At 37.9% G+C, this 16519-nt stretch carries 16 protein-coding genes; 9 read left to right on the forward strand and 7 right to left on the reverse strand.

Annotation, left to right across the window (positions count from 1 at the left end):
- Positions 1–220 precede the first annotated feature (220 nt).
- Entirely contained in the window at positions 221–2206 is a 1986-nt protein-coding gene (locus Q0954_RS14195; protein ID WP_299457919.1) for a SpoIIE family protein phosphatase, read from the reverse strand.
- 295 nt (positions 2207–2501) lie between these two features.
- Entirely contained in the window at positions 2502–4286 is a 1785-nt protein-coding gene (aspS, locus tag Q0954_RS14200) for an aspartate--tRNA ligase (protein ID WP_299457921.1), read from the reverse strand.
- 363 nt (positions 4287–4649) lie between these two features.
- On the opposite strand from aspS, the gene Q0954_RS14205 reads away from it, so the two are divergent.
- Positions 4650–5003 carry a rhodanese-like domain-containing protein gene (locus Q0954_RS14205; RefSeq protein WP_299457922.1) on the forward strand — a complete coding sequence of 118 codons (354 nt, stop codon included), beginning with the start codon at positions 4650–4652 and terminating at the stop codon, positions 5001–5003.
- A 112-nt stretch (positions 5004–5115) separates the two neighbouring features.
- Complete coding sequence (locus tag Q0954_RS14210) at positions 5116–5562, forward strand: GNAT family N-acetyltransferase (RefSeq protein ID WP_299457923.1); 447 nt, start codon at positions 5116–5118, stop codon at positions 5560–5562.
- 16 nt (positions 5563–5578) lie between these two features.
- Here Q0954_RS14210 and Q0954_RS14215 read toward each other — a convergent pair whose 3' ends face one another.
- The 5 genes from Q0954_RS14215 to Q0954_RS14235 all read right to left on the reverse strand — a co-directional run bounded on the left by Q0954_RS14215 (position 5579) and on the right by Q0954_RS14235 (position 9013).
- Positions 5579–5986 (reverse strand): hypothetical protein, encoded by a 408-nt coding sequence (locus tag Q0954_RS14215; RefSeq protein WP_299457924.1) that lies wholly within the window; start codon positions 5984–5986, stop codon positions 5579–5581.
- Positions 5987–6289: 303 nt separating this feature from the next.
- Positions 6290–6784: a hypothetical protein gene (locus Q0954_RS14220; RefSeq protein ID WP_299457925.1), complete on the reverse strand. Its 495-nt coding sequence runs from the start codon at positions 6782–6784 to the stop codon at positions 6290–6292.
- 12 nt (positions 6785–6796) lie between these two features.
- Entirely contained in the window at positions 6797–7096 is a 300-nt protein-coding gene (locus tag Q0954_RS14225) for a hypothetical protein (RefSeq protein WP_299457927.1), read from the reverse strand.
- A gap of 27 nt (positions 7097–7123) precedes the next feature.
- Positions 7124–7690, reverse strand: coding sequence for a DUF4199 family protein (locus tag Q0954_RS14230; protein ID WP_299457928.1), 567 nt, complete (start codon positions 7688–7690; stop codon positions 7124–7126).
- A gap of 39 nt (positions 7691–7729) precedes the next feature.
- Positions 7730–9013, reverse strand: a complete 1284-nt coding sequence (locus tag Q0954_RS14235) for a dihydroorotase family protein (protein ID WP_299457929.1) — start codon at positions 9011–9013, stop codon at positions 7730–7732.
- A 136-nt stretch (positions 9014–9149) separates the two neighbouring features.
- Between Q0954_RS14235 and Q0954_RS14240 the strand changes: the two genes are divergently transcribed.
- From Q0954_RS14240 to Q0954_RS14270, 7 genes are all read left to right on the forward strand, one after another.
- A complete protein-coding gene (locus tag Q0954_RS14240) occupies positions 9150–10328 on the forward strand; it encodes a hypothetical protein (RefSeq protein ID WP_299457931.1) in 1179 nt (392 codons plus the stop codon).
- Positions 10329–10605: 277 nt separating this feature from the next.
- On the forward strand, positions 10606–10911 hold the full coding sequence (locus tag Q0954_RS14245; protein WP_198145037.1) for a hypothetical protein: 306 nt from the start codon (positions 10606–10608) through the stop codon (positions 10909–10911).
- Between the two features lie 794 nt (positions 10912–11705).
- Positions 11706–12047 carry a hypothetical protein gene (locus Q0954_RS14250; RefSeq protein ID WP_299457934.1) on the forward strand — a complete coding sequence of 114 codons (342 nt, stop codon included), beginning with the start codon at positions 11706–11708 and terminating at the stop codon, positions 12045–12047.
- Between the two features lie 248 nt (positions 12048–12295).
- A complete protein-coding gene (gene sufB, locus Q0954_RS14255) occupies positions 12296–13741 on the forward strand; it encodes a Fe-S cluster assembly protein SufB (RefSeq protein WP_299457936.1) in 1446 nt (481 codons plus the stop codon).
- A 188-nt stretch (positions 13742–13929) separates the two neighbouring features.
- Positions 13930–15012, forward strand: a complete 1083-nt coding sequence (locus Q0954_RS14260; protein WP_299457938.1) for an AAA family ATPase — start codon at positions 13930–13932, stop codon at positions 15010–15012.
- 112 nt (positions 15013–15124) lie between these two features.
- Positions 15125–15883 (forward strand): Fe-S cluster assembly ATPase SufC, encoded by a 759-nt coding sequence (gene sufC / locus Q0954_RS14265; protein ID WP_299457940.1) that lies wholly within the window; start codon positions 15125–15127, stop codon positions 15881–15883.
- Between the two features lie 55 nt (positions 15884–15938).
- The gene (locus Q0954_RS14270) at positions 15939–16514 is read left to right on the forward strand and encodes a pentapeptide repeat-containing protein (RefSeq protein ID WP_299457942.1); all 576 of its coding nucleotides are present in this window, start codon (positions 15939–15941) and stop codon (positions 16512–16514) included.
- The last annotated feature ends 5 nt before the right edge of the window (positions 16515–16519 follow it).

Below are 16519 nucleotides of genomic sequence, written 5' to 3' on the forward strand. Positions count from 1 at the left end.
AATATACGCCATTGGTTTACAATGATTCATAGGGTAAACATTTACTCGAATCCGCTATGGACTACGGACTAAATGCTGTGGACTATCGAGTAAATATTCACCTTGTTAAATGCTGAAAATCAGTATTTTATATTAATATTGCGTACTCACTTTATTCTTAAAAGTGTTTTGGTCAGGAAGGCAATTGTCAGGAGGGAAACAGGGAATGTTTAGGGTGAGTTTATGGTAAATGTATTCCCATAACAAGAATATCATCTATTTGTCGTTGTCCGTTTGCCCAATTAGCAAGGGTACGCTCCATAATTTCGTGTTGTTCACTCATTGGTTTCTGATATATTTTCATAAATAAATCAGTCATCCGCCTCAACATAAACTTACGCCCTTTAGCCCCTCCAAACTGATCTTGGTAGCCATCAGAGAAAATATAAAAAGTGGTGGGAGAGTATCGCTCTTCTTCTTTTTGGGAAGCATCGGGCGATAAATGCGAAGCCACTGCTGTTGGCAATGAGGTCTTTAGTTTGGGGCGTAGTTTGATGGTATGATGGGTAAAATCACGGTCACGCTCATTTTCAAGTCCGCCTATACCTTCCTTATCGCCTTTGATTAGGGTTAGTTCATGATTTTGGATATATACAATTGGCGTATTTGCTCCGGCAAACTCCATTACCTGTTTCTTTTTATCTATTACCACAATAGAAATATCCATTCCATCACGGTTGCCAGTAGTACGTTGCTTGAGGGCTTTGCGTATTTTATCGTGTAAGGTATTTAAAATAAGGTGAGGCTCAATCACATTGTTTTCGTGGACGGTTTCATTGAGTAAATCTGAACCAATCATGCTCATAAAAGCTCCAGGCACCCCATGTCCAGTACAGTCACTACAGGCAATGACATACTTGGTATCGCCGTTTTTATCTACTACCTCCGAAAACCAGTAAAAATCGCCGCTGATTACATCACGTGGCTTGAGCATAATAAAAGACTGGGGAAAAACTTCCTGGATTGTACTTAGCTGAGGAAGCTTGGCGTCTTGAATACGTTTGGCATAATTAATACTTTTGGTAATGTCGTGGTTTTTCTTCTCCAACAAGTTTTTTTGCTTCATTACCTCCTCGGTTCGGGCTTGAACCGCCTCTAGCATATGCTGAAAGTCATTGGCAAGTCGCCCTATCTCATCTTTATTGTTGATTTGATAGATTTTGCTATCTTCATTAAAATTATTTTGAATCACCCAATTGATTGAGTTAGACAGGCGGGCAATGGGTTTGCCAAATTTATGATTCACAAAGTACCCTAGTACCATACTCAATATAACAAAAAATATGAGCAAAATAACCAGGGTGTATTTTACGATTGTTCTTACCCGGCTGGCAGCATCAAATACAAGGGTATCTATTTGTTGAATGTTTTTTTCAAGCTCCTCAAGCGAATCATTGAGTTTCTTTTTTAAGCCACTTTGGTTGTGAAAACCTATGCGTTTTTCTATTTTCACCAAATCTAAAAAGGCTTGTTGGTAGGTATTCAAATCATTCAACAAGCCTGCTTGCGCTTGTCCATCTTGCACTTTTTGTTTAACTTCTTGACGCACAACTTCTACCGCCTGCTTAAGCTTCTCTACGTATTGAATTTCTTTGGCTATGATGAAATCTTTTTCATGTTTGCGAATTTTCAGGATATAAACTTCTGTTAAGTTATATTCAGGTTGCTTTTTAAATAACTGACCAATAGACTTTTGCATATCTCCTTGCAAACCAACATCCTTAAAGCCTTTAGTTCTAATAATTTGCACTAACTGCTCGAACAACTTTTCAAGCTTATTAATTTGGCGATTTACTTTTACAATTTCTTGAGCAAGTTGTTTACGCTGTAAATCTTTTACATCGCTCAAAAGGGTCAGTTCACGTTTGATTTGCTCAAGTAAATCGGTATGCTTCAAAAGATAGTCACTTTTACCTGTTACATAAAAGTTTTTGTCAAATACATCGTCACTGAAAAAATCTTTCTCAAGGCTATTCACATCATTGATTTGTAGATTAAGGCGGGTAAGGCTTTTGGTAATATCTTCTATGCGGTGTTGGCGACGCTCAAGCCAAAAGAATACGAATACAATGGAAAAGGCAATAAGAGAGAAAGCAGAAAAAGCTATCAACAATTTTGATCTGATGCTTTGAAACAGCCCATGGTGTGCGACGCTTCTGACTTTCATTGTAAAAAAGATTGGTGTTTAGTTGGATACCAGCATCCCTGATTTGATTGCAAAGATACAAACAATGTGGTAGTAATTAGGCTGCTGTCTTTTTTTTAAAAACGTTGAACTAATTTAAATGTTGATTATTAGGTATTAAAAAAACATAGTATTACAAATGCCTCATTGACTAACTACAAGCTAATAACAATTTCCATTCCACGCCCTTATATTCGGGTAATATTCTCTATTTGTTGAGTATAACCATAGCTGTTGAAAAAACAGTCAACAACTATGGTTTTAAAATTTGTTTGGTTTACTCTGTTACTTTTGCTGCATCCTCTACAGGACTTAATTTCAATCCTAACTCGGTCAATTGTTCATTGTCAATGACTGAAGGTGCATTGATCATCACATCTCTCCCTGAGTTATTTTTAGGAAAAGCTATAAAATCCCGGATAGAGTCTACCCCACCAAAAACAGCACAAATACGGTCAAAACCAAACGCAATGCCTCCATGAGGCGGCGCGCCATACTCAAATGCATCCATCAAAAAACCAAACTGGGCTTTGGCTTCTTCTGGGGTAAACCCTAATAAAGAAAGCATTTTTTCTTGCATAGGTCGTTGGTAAATCCGGATAGATCCACCACCTAACTCTACACCATTGATGACCATATCATAAGCATTGGCTTTGATATTTGCCAACTGGCTGTCATCGTCTAGTAATGCCTCTTGTCCTGCCTTGGGCGAAGTAAACGGATGGTGCATAGCATGCCATTTTCCGGTTTCTTCGTCTTGCTCAAGCAATGGGAAATCTACCACCCACAAAGCCGAAAACTTTTGAGGATCACGCAAACCCAAACGATTGCCCATCTCCAGACGTAACTCGTTGAGTTGCTTGCGTACCGTATTGGTATTGCCTGAAAGCACCCACAATATATCACCAGGTTCGGCATTCATTTTTACCGCCCATTCTTTCAGGTCTTCTTGACTATAAAACTTGTCTACGGACGATTTAAAGCTGCCATCTTTGTTGTATTTTACATATACCAAGCCTTTTGCCCCTATTTGTGGACGTTTAACAAAGTTGGTCAATTCATCTATTTTTTTGCGAGAATACTCTTCTGCAATTCCTTTAGCACAAATACCTACTACCAATTGGGCATCGTCAAACACTTTGAAACCCTTGTTTTGAGCCACATCGTTCAGTTCTACAAACTCCATCCCGAAGCGGATATCGGGCTTGTCTGAGCCATACAAACGCATAGCGTCATCATACTCCATTATAGGTACTTCAGGCAAATCTACACCTTTCACTGTTTTGAATAAATGCCTGATCAAGCCCTCAAAAGTAGACAAAATATCTTCACGTGTTACAAAAGACATCTCACAGTCTATTTGAGTAAATTCAGGCTGACGATCGGCACGGAGGTCTTCATCACGAAAACACTTTACGATTTGATAATAGCGGTCAAAACCCGAAACCATTAACAATTGCTTGAAGGTTTGAGGAGATTGAGGTAAGGCATAAAACTGTCCTTCGTTCATACGTGAAGGTACCACAAAATCGCGGGCACCCTCAGGAGTAGATTTGATCAAGACTGGGGTTTCTACCTCAATAAAATCCTGAGTATCCAAAAAGTTGCGTACTTCGCGGTTGATTTGATTACGCAACTCCAATTTTTGACGTACCACATTACGACGTAAGTCAAGGTAACGGTATTGCATTCTCAACTCGTCTCCTCCGTCGGTATCATCTTCTATTAAAAAGGGAGGTACTTTAGACTCATTTAATATCTCTATGTCAGTTACCTGCACCTCTACCTCACCTGTAGGCATTTGGGGGTTTTTAGATGCACGCTCAATGACATTGCCTGTAGCATATACAACAAACTCACGCCCTAATTGACGCAAACGTTCTACTACTTGGTCATCAGTATTGGTTTCATCGGCTTGCAATTGGGTAACCCCATAACGATCACGAATATCGACGAATATCAACCCGCCTTTATCTCTATTTTTTTGTACCCAACCACACAAGGTCACTTTTTGCCCTACATGGTCTATCCTGAGTTCTCCGCAAGTATGTGTACGTAGCATTGAATTTTGTTTTTAATTTTAAATACAAACCACTGTTTATCAGTGCTTTACAAGCCAATTATTTTATTAATTTATTAAAATTGCCAAAAAAGGGCAAATCCATGAACAAATCTAAAAAAAAAAATGAGGTCTTTTGGTATTAGGAGAGATTTGGATAAGGAAAAAATAATTGGCTTTTATTTCTGAGTCAGGCATTATGTTTTTTTTCATTCAGGTAAGACACCTTTGTCTACAAAATTCTACCTAATGGATAGCAGACACTACCATCTATATCATAAAAAATCGTAAGCTCGCTGTTTTTTAATTCAAAATCCCTACTTTTACATTAATACATTTAAATATGTTCATAAATAATATTATATAATGTTAGGAAAACTGTTAAAACTATTGGGAGGTTCAGTAAATGTAACTTATCAAACCATTCGCTCAGGTGAACTTCAAGAAATATTAAAAAACGATCAAAGAGTGCAACTATTAGATGTTCGCTCTCCTGGAGAGTTTCAATCGGGCCATATTCCTAAAGCACGTAATATCAATGTAATGACGCCTAAATTTAAGAACCAGCTTCAAGGTTTAGATAAATCTAAAACTTATTATGTATATTGTCGCAGCGGTATGCGTAGCACCAAGGCTTGTAAAATTATGGCTAAAGAGGGGTTTGAACAGGTTTACAACCTAAAAGGTGGGATCATGGGTTGGGGTGGCAAAGTAGTATAAACTATGACAACCTTCAAACACTATTTTCTCTGATAAGATCTACAAATGTATAAGCCTAACTACGGACAAAGCATGCATGCCTGATCTGGGCTTACATTTTAACATAAAAAACATGCGTTACACCATCAAAAAGCTTACCCAGGCAGATATAACACTGGCAAAGCAACTCATTGAAGCTTGGCATACAGACGATGGGGCCACCCAAGTGATTTATCCCAGGGAAAAGTATTTGGCCAAACTGCTCACCAAAAAGAGTTTTCACGCCTATGTAGCAATGGTAGGTAATAAAGTAGTGGGAGGATTAACCGCCTATGAAATGGAAATGTTTGATACTGAAGAAACGGAGATGTTTTTGTTTGAAATAGGAGTAAATAAAGAAGCAAGACAAAAGGGTATTGCCACTGCGCTCATTGAAGCCTTGAAGCAAACTTGTTATCAACAGCACATTGCCATTATTTTTGTTGGCACCTCTATGGACAATGAAGCAGCTAAAAAACTGTATGCCAAAACAGGAGGTTCGCTGGAAATCACACCGTTTTATACCTACGAACTAAAGTAATGGGTTATGTAAAACATTAGGCTAATAACCAGGCAAGAGCAGTTTCTTCATTATCAAAAAACTGACATTCTTCGCTGTTTTGCAAACCCTCAGCTACTTTCTCGGCAATATAATCTGTAAAAACATTATCGGCTTTTACTACAGCTGTCTTGCGCCTCGCAATGCCTTTTTCTTTATACTTATCTGCAATGTAAGGCCCCCATTCATTGGTAAGCCAATGGCTGTCTTGCGGGCTTACCCCCCTAAACTCTGCTTGAGTGATTAGCCAACGATTGCATAAGTATTTATAAGCAATTTCAAAGCTTTTTGTCACTGCTTCGCGATAAAGCTCCGAAACTCCAAACCCCTTGTAATTGATGCGCATAATTTGAAGCTTAGCATCATAGCCTATATTTACTATTTTGTTTGAAAAAGTGTCTTGCATAGAGATAATTGCCTTTTTTAAGATAACAGCTACGATCAATAGTTAGAAGCCCCTAGATACAGATGCATATCGGTGCTATACCCTGTTTAACCGCGTTGAGCTCATCACAGCAAGCTGCCCCGATGAAATGAATCGGGATTTAGAAATAGATTCGGTGCATACGCAGCCAACAAACTCATAAGTTGCTTATTTTTAAGCATTTATAATTTTATCAGTTAGAAATCGGCTCACTTTTTTACTTTTAACCTAAAAGCCAAGATGAATTCTTAGTAAGATAATGAATATTTACAGATATACCACGCTTCAATCTTCTTCCCAAATAGCCAGGCACTTTTTTTCCTGCCAAAATTTCTCAAGGGTTATTTTAGGATTATGCACAAACTTAATATGCAAAGGACTCAGTCGTATGCTCAACGCATGCGAAGCCTTTCCTTGCCAGGAACCTATGTCTACAACTTGGGTACCTTGCAAATGTAAATGATGCTCGTCAAGGTATTGTTGTATAGCGGGGACTTGTAAGTCTACCCCAGTGGTAGCTTCAGCATGAGGATTTCGCAATACTTTAGCAGTAATGATCAATTCCTGAAGGTCCTTTGGGTGGTTTTCAAAATGGGCTACATAGCTGGCATAATATATTGAGTGATAGGCATCATCCTGACTTATAAACTCTCCGTCTAGCACATACCCTACTGCCCAGTTGCCATCTCCATAGGTTTTGTCCCACTCTCGTTGCCGGACAGTACGTTGCTTGATGCTTCCAGCTCTTCCTAGTTTTCTTTTAACCACTGTCCACCCCATATTTGAACCTATTTAGACTGTGATTTTATCATCTAAAAAACCTAAATTCAATTGCTTGGCTTTTTTTTCTGGGTTCCACCCATTATCCAGTGCATAAGTAACTATAGCGCTGACTGTAGCAGGGGTAATGGCTCGGCGTTCGTCAGGATTATTGGGCAATGACGATTGAAAAAATGCGACTACTGATTGCTGAGGGTTATCGTAGAGCTCTACTACTACATGGGTGGTGCCATCGGGTTCGCTGCGGGCTTTCCATCTATATTGAATCTCGTCTACTAATATACTTCTTGATCCTTTTTTTGCCAGTGCCATAGTTCATTTAAGTTTTATGTCAATAAGTTATTCCTTTACGGTGGGCATAGGTTCTTTAGGCGTGTATTTTCTAAGTACCAGAGACAACAACAAAGAGATAATAATGCCTAAAAATATTTTAGACACGAATTCTTTTTGTATCACGTGAGATAACCAACTACTTCTCTTCCAGTCTTTTAGCGATTGTATATAATCATCAAATATTTTTTGCCCATTTTTACCTTGCTTGTTTAACTTCTCAATGCGTTTTGCCTTACTTGGCGAATTTTCCTGTAAGGCTATTTCAGTTTTAATGTGAGTATCTAACACCCCATTACTTTTACTGCCTAAAAACAAGTACATAAACAGTACTGACACTACCACCATTACTAGTGTAGTGACATTACCCATTAAGAATCCCTGACGGAAGCTTAATTGATAACGATACAAAAAATACAACACTACAAACACTGCAAGGTATACAAAGAAATCGGTTGATTTATAGCCGGCTTCCATAGGGTTATCTACTGCCCAAAAAAGAATCAGAAAAAATAGTATGAAAAGACCTCCCCCAATCAATCCGGTGATCGCTCCAACTTTCAGTAACTGCTTCATACTTTCTATTTTATCAATAATAATTAAAAACTAACCTGATTAATTTTTCTCTTGCCAATTGGTTTGCGCCCCACTAAATACTGCGACAGGTTTCCCGGTAAGCGTAGTACCCAAAAATGGAGAGTTCTTAGATTTTGACTGAATATACTTTGTTTCTACTGTCCACTCTTGTTGTGCATCAAACAGGGTAAGGTTGGCCTCCTCCCCTACTTTTATATGTGCTTGTGGTAAGTTCAAGATTTGCCTTGGTCTAAATGTGAGCTTATCTATTTTATCTTCCAGGCTGAGGTGTTTTTTACCAAAAGTATTCAAGACTCCAAAAGCTGTTTCCAGCCCTAGTGCACCAAACTCGGCAAGATCAAACTCTAGATTTTTACTTTCCTCATCTTGTGGGCGATGATCAGACACCACTACGTCAATGGTGCCATCTTGTAAACCTTCCAACAATGCTTCTATGTCCGCTTTTCCCCTGAAGGGAGGGTTTACTTTTAAAAACGAATCGAAACTCATCAAAGCAGCATCATCTATAGCAATTTGGTGTGCTGCCACATCACAACTTACCTGTAACCCCTGGGCTTTAGCTGCACGAATTAATTGTACCGAACGAGCACTGGAAATAGCAGAAAAGTGAATTTTACCTCCAGCATAAGCCAAAAAGTCTAAATCTCTCCTAATCATCATTTCTTCAGCAAGAGCAGGCATACCTTTAAGCCCCAGCATAGTACTACTCACGCCCTCATTCATGGTTCCAAAGCGGGTAAGCATCAAATCTTCTGGGCGATTAATAAGTAACCCATCAAATTTCTGAAGGTACTGTAGAGTTTTTACCAATATGTCGGAGTGCCACACAGGTTGTATGCCATCAGAAAAGGCCACCGCCCCATGGGTATGCAAATCCAACATTTCGGTAAGCTCTTTGCCTTCTGCATTGACAGATACTGCAGCTATTGGGTAAATTTGAACCAAATGTCTTAGATTATGGCTCTTTAGATAAGCCAGCTCGTTTTTGGTTTGTATTACTGGCTGGGTGTTGGGCAATACGGCTACCTCGGTAAAACCTCCTGCCTGAGCAGCATTACATCCGGTAGTGAGTGTTTCTTTGTACTCAAATCCGGGGTCGCAAAATGATGCGCGCATATCGAACCAACCAACCGATATCTGAAGATTTTGCCCACTAATGACCGTTAGGTGGTCAGTAGATTGTGTGGGTGAAATATCAGAAATCTGAGTAATTACGCCGTTTTCGATGAGAATACTTTTGCGTTGGCGATTAAATTCGGAATGCTTGTCTATTATTTCTACGTTGTGAATTAAGTAGTTCATTGATAGGCTTGACAACAAAATTTTTGCAAATAAAAGTAATATTCATTGGATAAAACAGAAAAATGCGGTATTTGTAACAAGTACACCCAATATAACCACTTGGCTTGTACTATAATTCATAATTTTAGTTTTTTTGATGCAAAATTTAAATAGCTTACCAGCGCCTGATAAAACTCCTAAACAATGGCATAAACGATTGAATGCTTGGTTTGTGATCGCACCTGAAATGGTCAACGAAAAACCTTGGCAAGCGCTGTTTATTACTACCCGCAAACTTCGTGGTATTGTCATGGTACTTATAGCATTGGCAGCTATAGGCACTGGCATTACCCTATTTATATTTTTGTTCCCTTGGAAGCTATCAAACTGGCTGCCTGTATTACAGGTATTTTTAGGTTTATTCTTCGTGGCTTTATTACTCTTTATTTATTTTCGTGAACAAGGCAATCATTTTCACGCCAGATTTTTAGAAGAAGTTCGGCAGCTTGTTAACGACCAACAACACACCTTTATCCCACTTGATAAACGCAGAATACTCAGACAGTTTGAGTGGTACAGCAAAACAGCCATTTTAAAATGTAATCTAATCGCCCTTTGCCTTGCTTTGATATTTAGCACTGCCCCCAAAAAAGTAATCAATGCCTTGAACCTCCGCAAACAGTCACTCGTCAAGAGCATGCAAGAAGCCATTGAACAAAAACGCCAGCGCATAGCCCACCTCAATGCTCTCAATACACAAAGCGAACAAATGATAACACAAGCTGAACGCCTCATCAAACACAATCAAATATATATCAAACGCTTACGCAAAGGCATGCAAAAACATTACAGGCAAATTATAGAGCTCCGTCGTTACTTGAGGCATCTCAACAAGGTAAACTATCAAATAAGGCAACTACAAAAAATAGGGCATAATGAGGTATGGAAACAAGAGCGGGTAGTAAAATCTAATGGATTGGTAATGGGACATATCAAAGGTTTAGTACAGGCAAGGCTTGAACAAAAAGAAAAGCCTGTAGCACTCGCAGATGCTATGCTAAGCAAGCATGGGACAATACTTGAAAAATTCAGACAACTCAGGGTGAGGTACCGAAAACTAGAAAGGCGTACCAATCATTTTAGTTATTTGAACTCTCTCGAAGTAAAAAAGGCTCAAGTGCAGATTATCAAAAATAAACAGCTGGTCAAAGAGTTGAAAAACAACATAAAACAACGAGATAATGTGGTAAAAAGATTTCAATATAGCCTTGCCCAAGCCCAACAAAAACTCCCTCATTTAAAAACACTGGAAGCAGCCTCTCAGCACCTACAATAAACCGAAACTGGAGCAAAATTACAGGTGATACATCGAACGCAAAGTTTGCATGATTATTGTAAAAGTACAATAATTCATCACATGACTTATAAAATGTTTTACAATTCAATAAAAATATGAAACCTTATAAAATTCAACACGTTTGGTCAATATAGTCGGGAATAAACAAAAACTTGATTTCTGGCACCCAACACTTATATTTTCTTAACATACCTTATAAATTTCAGGAATTATTATGACTACTTTAACCAACCCAAGCTATATTAAAAACAGTATCATGAAGAATAATAAAGCAAAACTCTCGCGCAGTCATCAAGCTATTATCCTCATGCAGCAAGCCAAGCAGTTATTTGAATCTAATAACTATAATGAAGCCATACAATACTATACAAGAGTCATTGACTTGGGTACTACGCTCAATAACCTGGCTTATACATTGTATATGAGAGGCTGTACTTATGAAGCAGTAGGCAACATAGAAGAAGCATGCATTGACTGGAATGAAGCACAAAAATTAAACATCGTACATTCTTTAGGAGTAGACTTTGTAGAAGAAGCATTGTCTAAATACCAGGTGAACTAAAGACACCTCACCCAACCTTTTATATCCATCAAATAATAACATTGCCTTTTAAATCGGATTAAACAGTAGACTAAATTCCTTCATATTTAATATATGATACAACTAATATTACAACAGGCTATTAGTTGCCTGGTATACAAGTTTATATACAATAGTAATATAAAATAGATACAATTTATATTATTAATACAACAGCAGTCTATCATATCCACTGAATGTCCTACCAACGACTAATATAAAGCTTGTAAACCACTTGCCTTTTACATCGAGCATTGTTACGCTTGAACCCTTCCCTTGCCTACACCCAATAAAACACATAGTTTATTTGCAAGCATTTGATGACACTCTCCATGTTGTAATACTGTCTCATCAACTGTTAAAAGTAGAAAAACCCTTCACTCAATATCAAAAATGTAGATTTTCCCCACTTTTGAGTATAGGTATAATTGCCTAATTATTAGGTACATGTCAATAGTTAATGGGTGGAATATTTTATTACTCCCGTGAATTTTACTACATTTGTGGACTCATCTTTCAAAAATCCCCACATCAACCATTCTCAAACTAAATTTCTGCTAATTTATTCAACCCTATCCTATTCACTTATAACCTTTACCTCTCATACAACCTACTGTTGTATATGGTTGAGTATAGGCTGTAAAATCAATGATACATCATTATTTTACAACCAAGCTATGAGCGCTTTTAATACAATGCTTCAAAATAATCGCTGGCTAAGTTCCAAATACCTGTCAATGCTAAAAGACATGGTTAAATATGACACTATAAAATTTATGTGTGACAATAAGCACGATGGAAAGAAAATGAGTGACTCTCCAGAAAATTTATTTCCAAAAATCTCGCGTAATGACGCCATTGAAATGATCAACCAAGCTGATATAGCTTTTGAAGAAAAAAAATACCGTAAAACAATCAGGTTATTAGGTCAGGCTTTAAATGCTCCCTTATCAGATTTTGATAAAGGATACATTCTATACTTAAAAGGGAAAGCTTATCACGAAATAGGTAATACAGCGCAGGCTTGCCACCAATGGTCGCTGGCAATTGAGCTGGGGTTGGCACACCCTACTGGGGTTGATCTTATAAGCGAAGAGTACCGAAAGCATTGTACGTAACAGAAAATAAGTAATGGTTATAATGCTATTATTTGATGTTTTCCGCAGGTTCAAAGCCTTTGAATTGGTAATAATACTTCTCAAAAAAATAGTAATACTATCACTTTTAATCTAATTACTTAATTTTTTTTGAACAAAAAGCACCTCTTTTGGGTTTTAGGTTCAACAAACTTTGATAGTTTGTACAATTACTTGTAATTTTGTAAAGATTATAATCATTCTAAATAACGAATGCAAAATTGGGTAGCATGAGTAAAGAAACCGACATATTAGAAGAACACATCAATTCTGACTACAAATATGGTTTTGAGACCAAAATAGAGACCGAATCGGCTCCTAAAGGTCTCGATGAAAACACCATACGTTTTATATCAGCCAAAAAAAATGAGCCAGAATGGATGCTTGAGTGGCGCCTGGCTGCGTTTGCTCAATGGAAAACAATGACTGAACCCAATTGGCAAAATGTAGACTTCCCAAAGATTGACTATCAAGATATTATATATTACGCTGCTCCTAAGAAAAAGCCAAAACTAAACAACCTTGATGAGGTTGATCCAGAGTTGCTGAAAACTTTTGAGAAGCTAGGTATTTCTTTAGAAGAGCAAAAACGACTTACTGGAGTTGCGGTAGATGCCGTAGTAGATAGTGTGTCTATTACTACTACTTTTAAAGAAAAATTAGGAGAGTTGGGAATCATATTTTGCTCTATGAGTGATGCTCTTCAGGAACACCCTGAGTTAGTACGTAAGTACTTAGGTAAAGTAGTACCTACCAACGACAATTATTTTGCAGCGTTGAATTCTGCTGTATTTAGTGACGGCTCGTTTTGTTACATACCCAAAGGCGTTCGTTGCCCAATGGAACTTTCTACTTATTTCCGTATCAACACTGCGGGAACCGGGCAGTTTGAACGTACTTTGATTATAGCTGATGAGAGTAGCTATGTAAGTTACCTTGAGGGTTGTACTGCTCCTATGCGTGACGAAAACCAATTGCATGCTGCAGTGGTTGAGTTGATAGCCATGGACAATGCCGAAATAAAGTACTCTACTGTACAAAACTGGTATCCTGGTGATAAAAACGGTAAGGGAGGTATTTATAACTTTGTAACCAAACGTGGAATTTGTGACGGGGTAAATTCAAAAATATCCTGGACACAAGTAGAAACCGGATCAGCGGTTACCTGGAAGTACCCCAGTTGTATACTCAAGGGTGACAACTCTATAGGAGAGTTTTATTCGGTAGCAGTTACTAATAATTACCAACAAGCAGATACTGGAACTAAGATGATTCACATTGGTAAAAATACCAAGAGTCGTATTGTGTCTAAGGGGATCTCTGCAGGGCATAGTCAAAACTCATACCGGGGTCAGGTAAAAGTAATGAAACGTGCACACAATGCCCGTAACTATTCGCAGTGTGACTCGCTGCTCATGGGTGATTTGTGTGGAGCACATACTTTTCCGTATATAGAAGCTGACAACCCTACAGCAGTAATTGAACATGAAGCTACTACTTCTAAAATTGGTGAAGACCAATTGTTTTACTGTACCCAACGAGGTATAGACCCAGAAGCTGCAGTGGCGTTGATTGTCAATGGGTATGCCAAAGAAGTGCTCAAACAACTTCCAATGGAGTTTGCAGTAGAAGCTCAAAAACTATTGGCGATTAGCCTGGAAGGTAGTGTAGGTTAATAGATACTTAGTAATTACATATACAAAACTAATATAGTGAGGATGTCGCAAATTTATGTTGAGGCATCCTCTCAATTTTATCTGTCCGATTACCAATAAAAAATACTGATATTATCCCAATCATTTGGCATCAATCATTAGATTTGAAAATAAACTCCATACGAATATTAGTTTAATAGGATTTGCACATGAAAAATTATGTTTTTCAAAATGATTCTTCACCCGTTTCTTTCAATTATGATTATGCCAATATTATAGACTATCAGTGTCAGATTGAAGCCTCTAAATACTTTGTAGCTGTCAATAGCCTTATTCCCAATGTCATTGCTTTTTATGAGAGTGTAGACATTGAGAAATTTCTCGCCAAAATACAATCAAGCTTTGATATAGACGCAGGCAAAATGTGGAAATATGAAAGCTATTCCCGTAAAAAAGATAAAATAGCCATTTCTAACTTTATCATTCACATTGAGCAAGACCTGTTGGTGTGCTTTGATGAAGATGATAGCTACATCAAAATTCTATACAGCGATAATATCCCCCAACAAACTATTGATACAATTGTCAATCATATCAGAGAAAGCTTTGGCGAAACCAAAGCTGAAGGTAAGATTTTTTTGTTGTATGAGAATAATAATTACTTGTATCTCAAAGATTTTGAAGTAAAGAAAAGTGTGCTGGATATTGGCAGCAATTATAATGACAGCTTTGCCGATATTCATCAGCTTATTGTAGAAAGGCTAAATACTCCTGACGACAAGGGGCTGGTACTGTTGCATGGCATACCGGGTACGGGCAAAACAAGCTATATTCGTTATTTGACTTCTTTGATAGATAAAAAAATGATTTACATTCCGCCGGAGTATGCCCACAAGATTGCTTCGCCGGACTTCTTGACACTGTTGATTGCCAACCCAAATTCTATACTGATCATTGAAGATGCTGAAAACATAGTAGAAGAAAGGGATGGTTATCGAAACGCTTCGGTAGCAAACCTGCTGAATGTAGCAGATGGCTTGCTGTCTGACTGTCTTAATATTCAAATACTGTGTACATTTAATGCGCACATTAGCAAAATAGATAAGGCGTTGCTACGTAAGGGGCGTTTGATTGCCATGTATGAATTTGGAAAATTGGCCAAGAGAAAAGCTCAGCAATTGTCGGACAAACTGGGCTATAAAAATGAAGTAAAAGAAGCCATGACGCTGGCTAACATATATAATCAGGATGAACTTAAGTTTTCTGAGAATAGTATTAAAATTGGGTTTTAATACCCACACAAATTTTTAATGTCGGTTATCAAACAAACATAGGAGTCTTTTGTTGCAAGATTGGTAACAGATTTTAAATGTTGAATTTTTGAATGCTTAAATTGAAACAATCATGTTAAAAATAAATGACCTTCATGCCTCTATTGAGGGTAAGAAAATTCTAAAAGGAATTAATCTGGAAGTTAAAGCGGGAGAAATTCACGCTATTATGGGCCCCAATGGATCGGGTAAAAGTACACTTGCTTCGGTACTTGCTGGACGCGAGGATTATGAAGTAGAACAAGGGAGCATTGAATTTACTGGAAAAGATTTGTTAGAACTAGCGCCGGAAGAAAGAGCGGGAGAAGGTGTTTTTCTTGCGTTTCAATACCCTGTGGAGATTCCTGGTGTAACTACTATTAATTTTTTGAAAACTGCTACCAATGAAATACGCAAATACCGAGGTGAAGAGCCTTTGGATGCGGTACAGTTTCTGAAAAGAATGAAAGAAAAAACCAGCTTGGTAAACATTAGCCAAGACTTATTGAAGCGTTCTTTGAACGAAGGTTTTTCAGGTGGCGAAAAGAAGCGTAACGAAGTATTTCAAATGGCGATGCTTGAGCCCAAACTGGCTATTTTGGACGAAACTGACTCAGGTTTGGACATTGATGCTTTGCGCATTGTGGCCGAAGGAGTAAATCAATTGAAAAGCAGCGAAAACGCCACTATTGTAGTGACTCACTATCAACGATTGCTTGAGTATATTGTTCCTGATTTTGTTCACGTATTGTTTGATGGACGTATTGTAAAATCAGGCACTAAAGATTTGGCACTAGAACTTGAAGCTAAAGGGTACGACTGGATCAAGGAAGAAGTAGCAGCTGCGCAGTAGTACACAAAACTAAAACTTGACTGCTCTGGACAATCTCTAATCTAAAATCGGACTTATGGCAGACAATTTTGATGAAACTCGTGACTCGATGAAAAACTTGGTAAAAGAGGCCAAGCCTGTATTAAACAAAGAGTTTAACGAGCTATTGCTAGACCACGATATGTTTTTGCAAAATGGAGGTGCAGGAGGACACTGGGCTACTTTTTATATCAAAAACCTGATATTTGGAGTATATAAAGGCATTGATACTGATGATATAAAAACAGGTAAACAGGCCAAATTATGCTTCAAAAATTTACAAGAAATAGACTTGAGCCAAATTCGCCTCCCTTATGCTGATTGTGCAGCAGTATATGCCATCAAGAAAGACTGGGGTGGCTCTGACCTTGAAGGGAGTTTGTTTATAGACTCTATTCTCAACGATTGCTGCTTTGATAAGGCTGATCTATACTCTACTGATTTTTCACGCTCACAGATGCGTAATTGTAGTTTTAAAGGAGCAAGCCTAGTGAATACCGATTTTGAAGATTGTGATTTGACTGGAGCTGATTTTAGAGGAGCCAAAATTGATCAATCCACAAGTTTTAAAAATGCCATACTCAAGGATGCCAAAATGGACACACAAGTGTAACTATT

Source organism: uncultured Microscilla sp. (genome assembly GCF_947493425.1).
GTDB lineage: Bacteria > Bacteroidota > Bacteroidia > Cytophagales > Microscillaceae > Microscilla.

Bases quoted from the DNA above. Each gene is read 5' to 3' on its own strand.
- Q0954_RS14195 (WP_299457919.1), bottom strand. From the start codon at position 2,206: ATGAAAGTCAGAAGCGTCGCACACCATGGGCTGTTTCAAAGCATCAGA.
- aspS (WP_299457921.1), bottom strand. From the start codon at position 4,286: ATGCTACGTACACATACTTGCGGAGAACTCAGGATAGACCATGTAGGG.
- Q0954_RS14205 (WP_299457922.1), top strand. From the start codon at position 4,650: ATGTTAGGAAAACTGTTAAAACTATTGGGAGGTTCAGTAAATGTAACT.
- Q0954_RS14210 (WP_299457923.1), top strand. From the start codon at position 5,116: ATGCGTTACACCATCAAAAAGCTTACCCAGGCAGATATAACACTGGCA.
- Q0954_RS14215 (WP_299457924.1), bottom strand. From the start codon at position 5,986: ATGCAAGACACTTTTTCAAACAAAATAGTAAATATAGGCTATGATGCT.
- Q0954_RS14220 (WP_299457925.1), bottom strand. From the start codon at position 6,784: ATGGGGTGGACAGTGGTTAAAAGAAAACTAGGAAGAGCTGGAAGCATC.
- Q0954_RS14225 (WP_299457927.1), bottom strand. From the start codon at position 7,096: ATGGCACTGGCAAAAAAAGGATCAAGAAGTATATTAGTAGACGAGATT.
- Q0954_RS14230 (WP_299457928.1), bottom strand. From the start codon at position 7,690: ATGAAGCAGTTACTGAAAGTTGGAGCGATCACCGGATTGATTGGGGGA.
- Q0954_RS14235 (WP_299457929.1), bottom strand. From the start codon at position 9,013: ATGAACTACTTAATTCACAACGTAGAAATAATAGACAAGCATTCCGAA.
- Q0954_RS14240 (WP_299457931.1), top strand. From the start codon at position 9,150: ATGCAAAATTTAAATAGCTTACCAGCGCCTGATAAAACTCCTAAACAA.
- Q0954_RS14245 (WP_198145037.1), top strand. From the start codon at position 10,606: ATGAAGAATAATAAAGCAAAACTCTCGCGCAGTCATCAAGCTATTATC.
- Q0954_RS14250 (WP_299457934.1), top strand. From the start codon at position 11,706: ATGTGTGACAATAAGCACGATGGAAAGAAAATGAGTGACTCTCCAGAA.
- sufB (WP_299457936.1), top strand. From the start codon at position 12,296: ATGAGTAAAGAAACCGACATATTAGAAGAACACATCAATTCTGACTAC.
- Q0954_RS14260 (WP_299457938.1), top strand. From the start codon at position 13,930: ATGAAAAATTATGTTTTTCAAAATGATTCTTCACCCGTTTCTTTCAAT.
- sufC (WP_299457940.1), top strand. From the start codon at position 15,125: ATGTTAAAAATAAATGACCTTCATGCCTCTATTGAGGGTAAGAAAATT.
- Q0954_RS14270 (WP_299457942.1), top strand. From the start codon at position 15,939: ATGGCAGACAATTTTGATGAAACTCGTGACTCGATGAAAAACTTGGTA.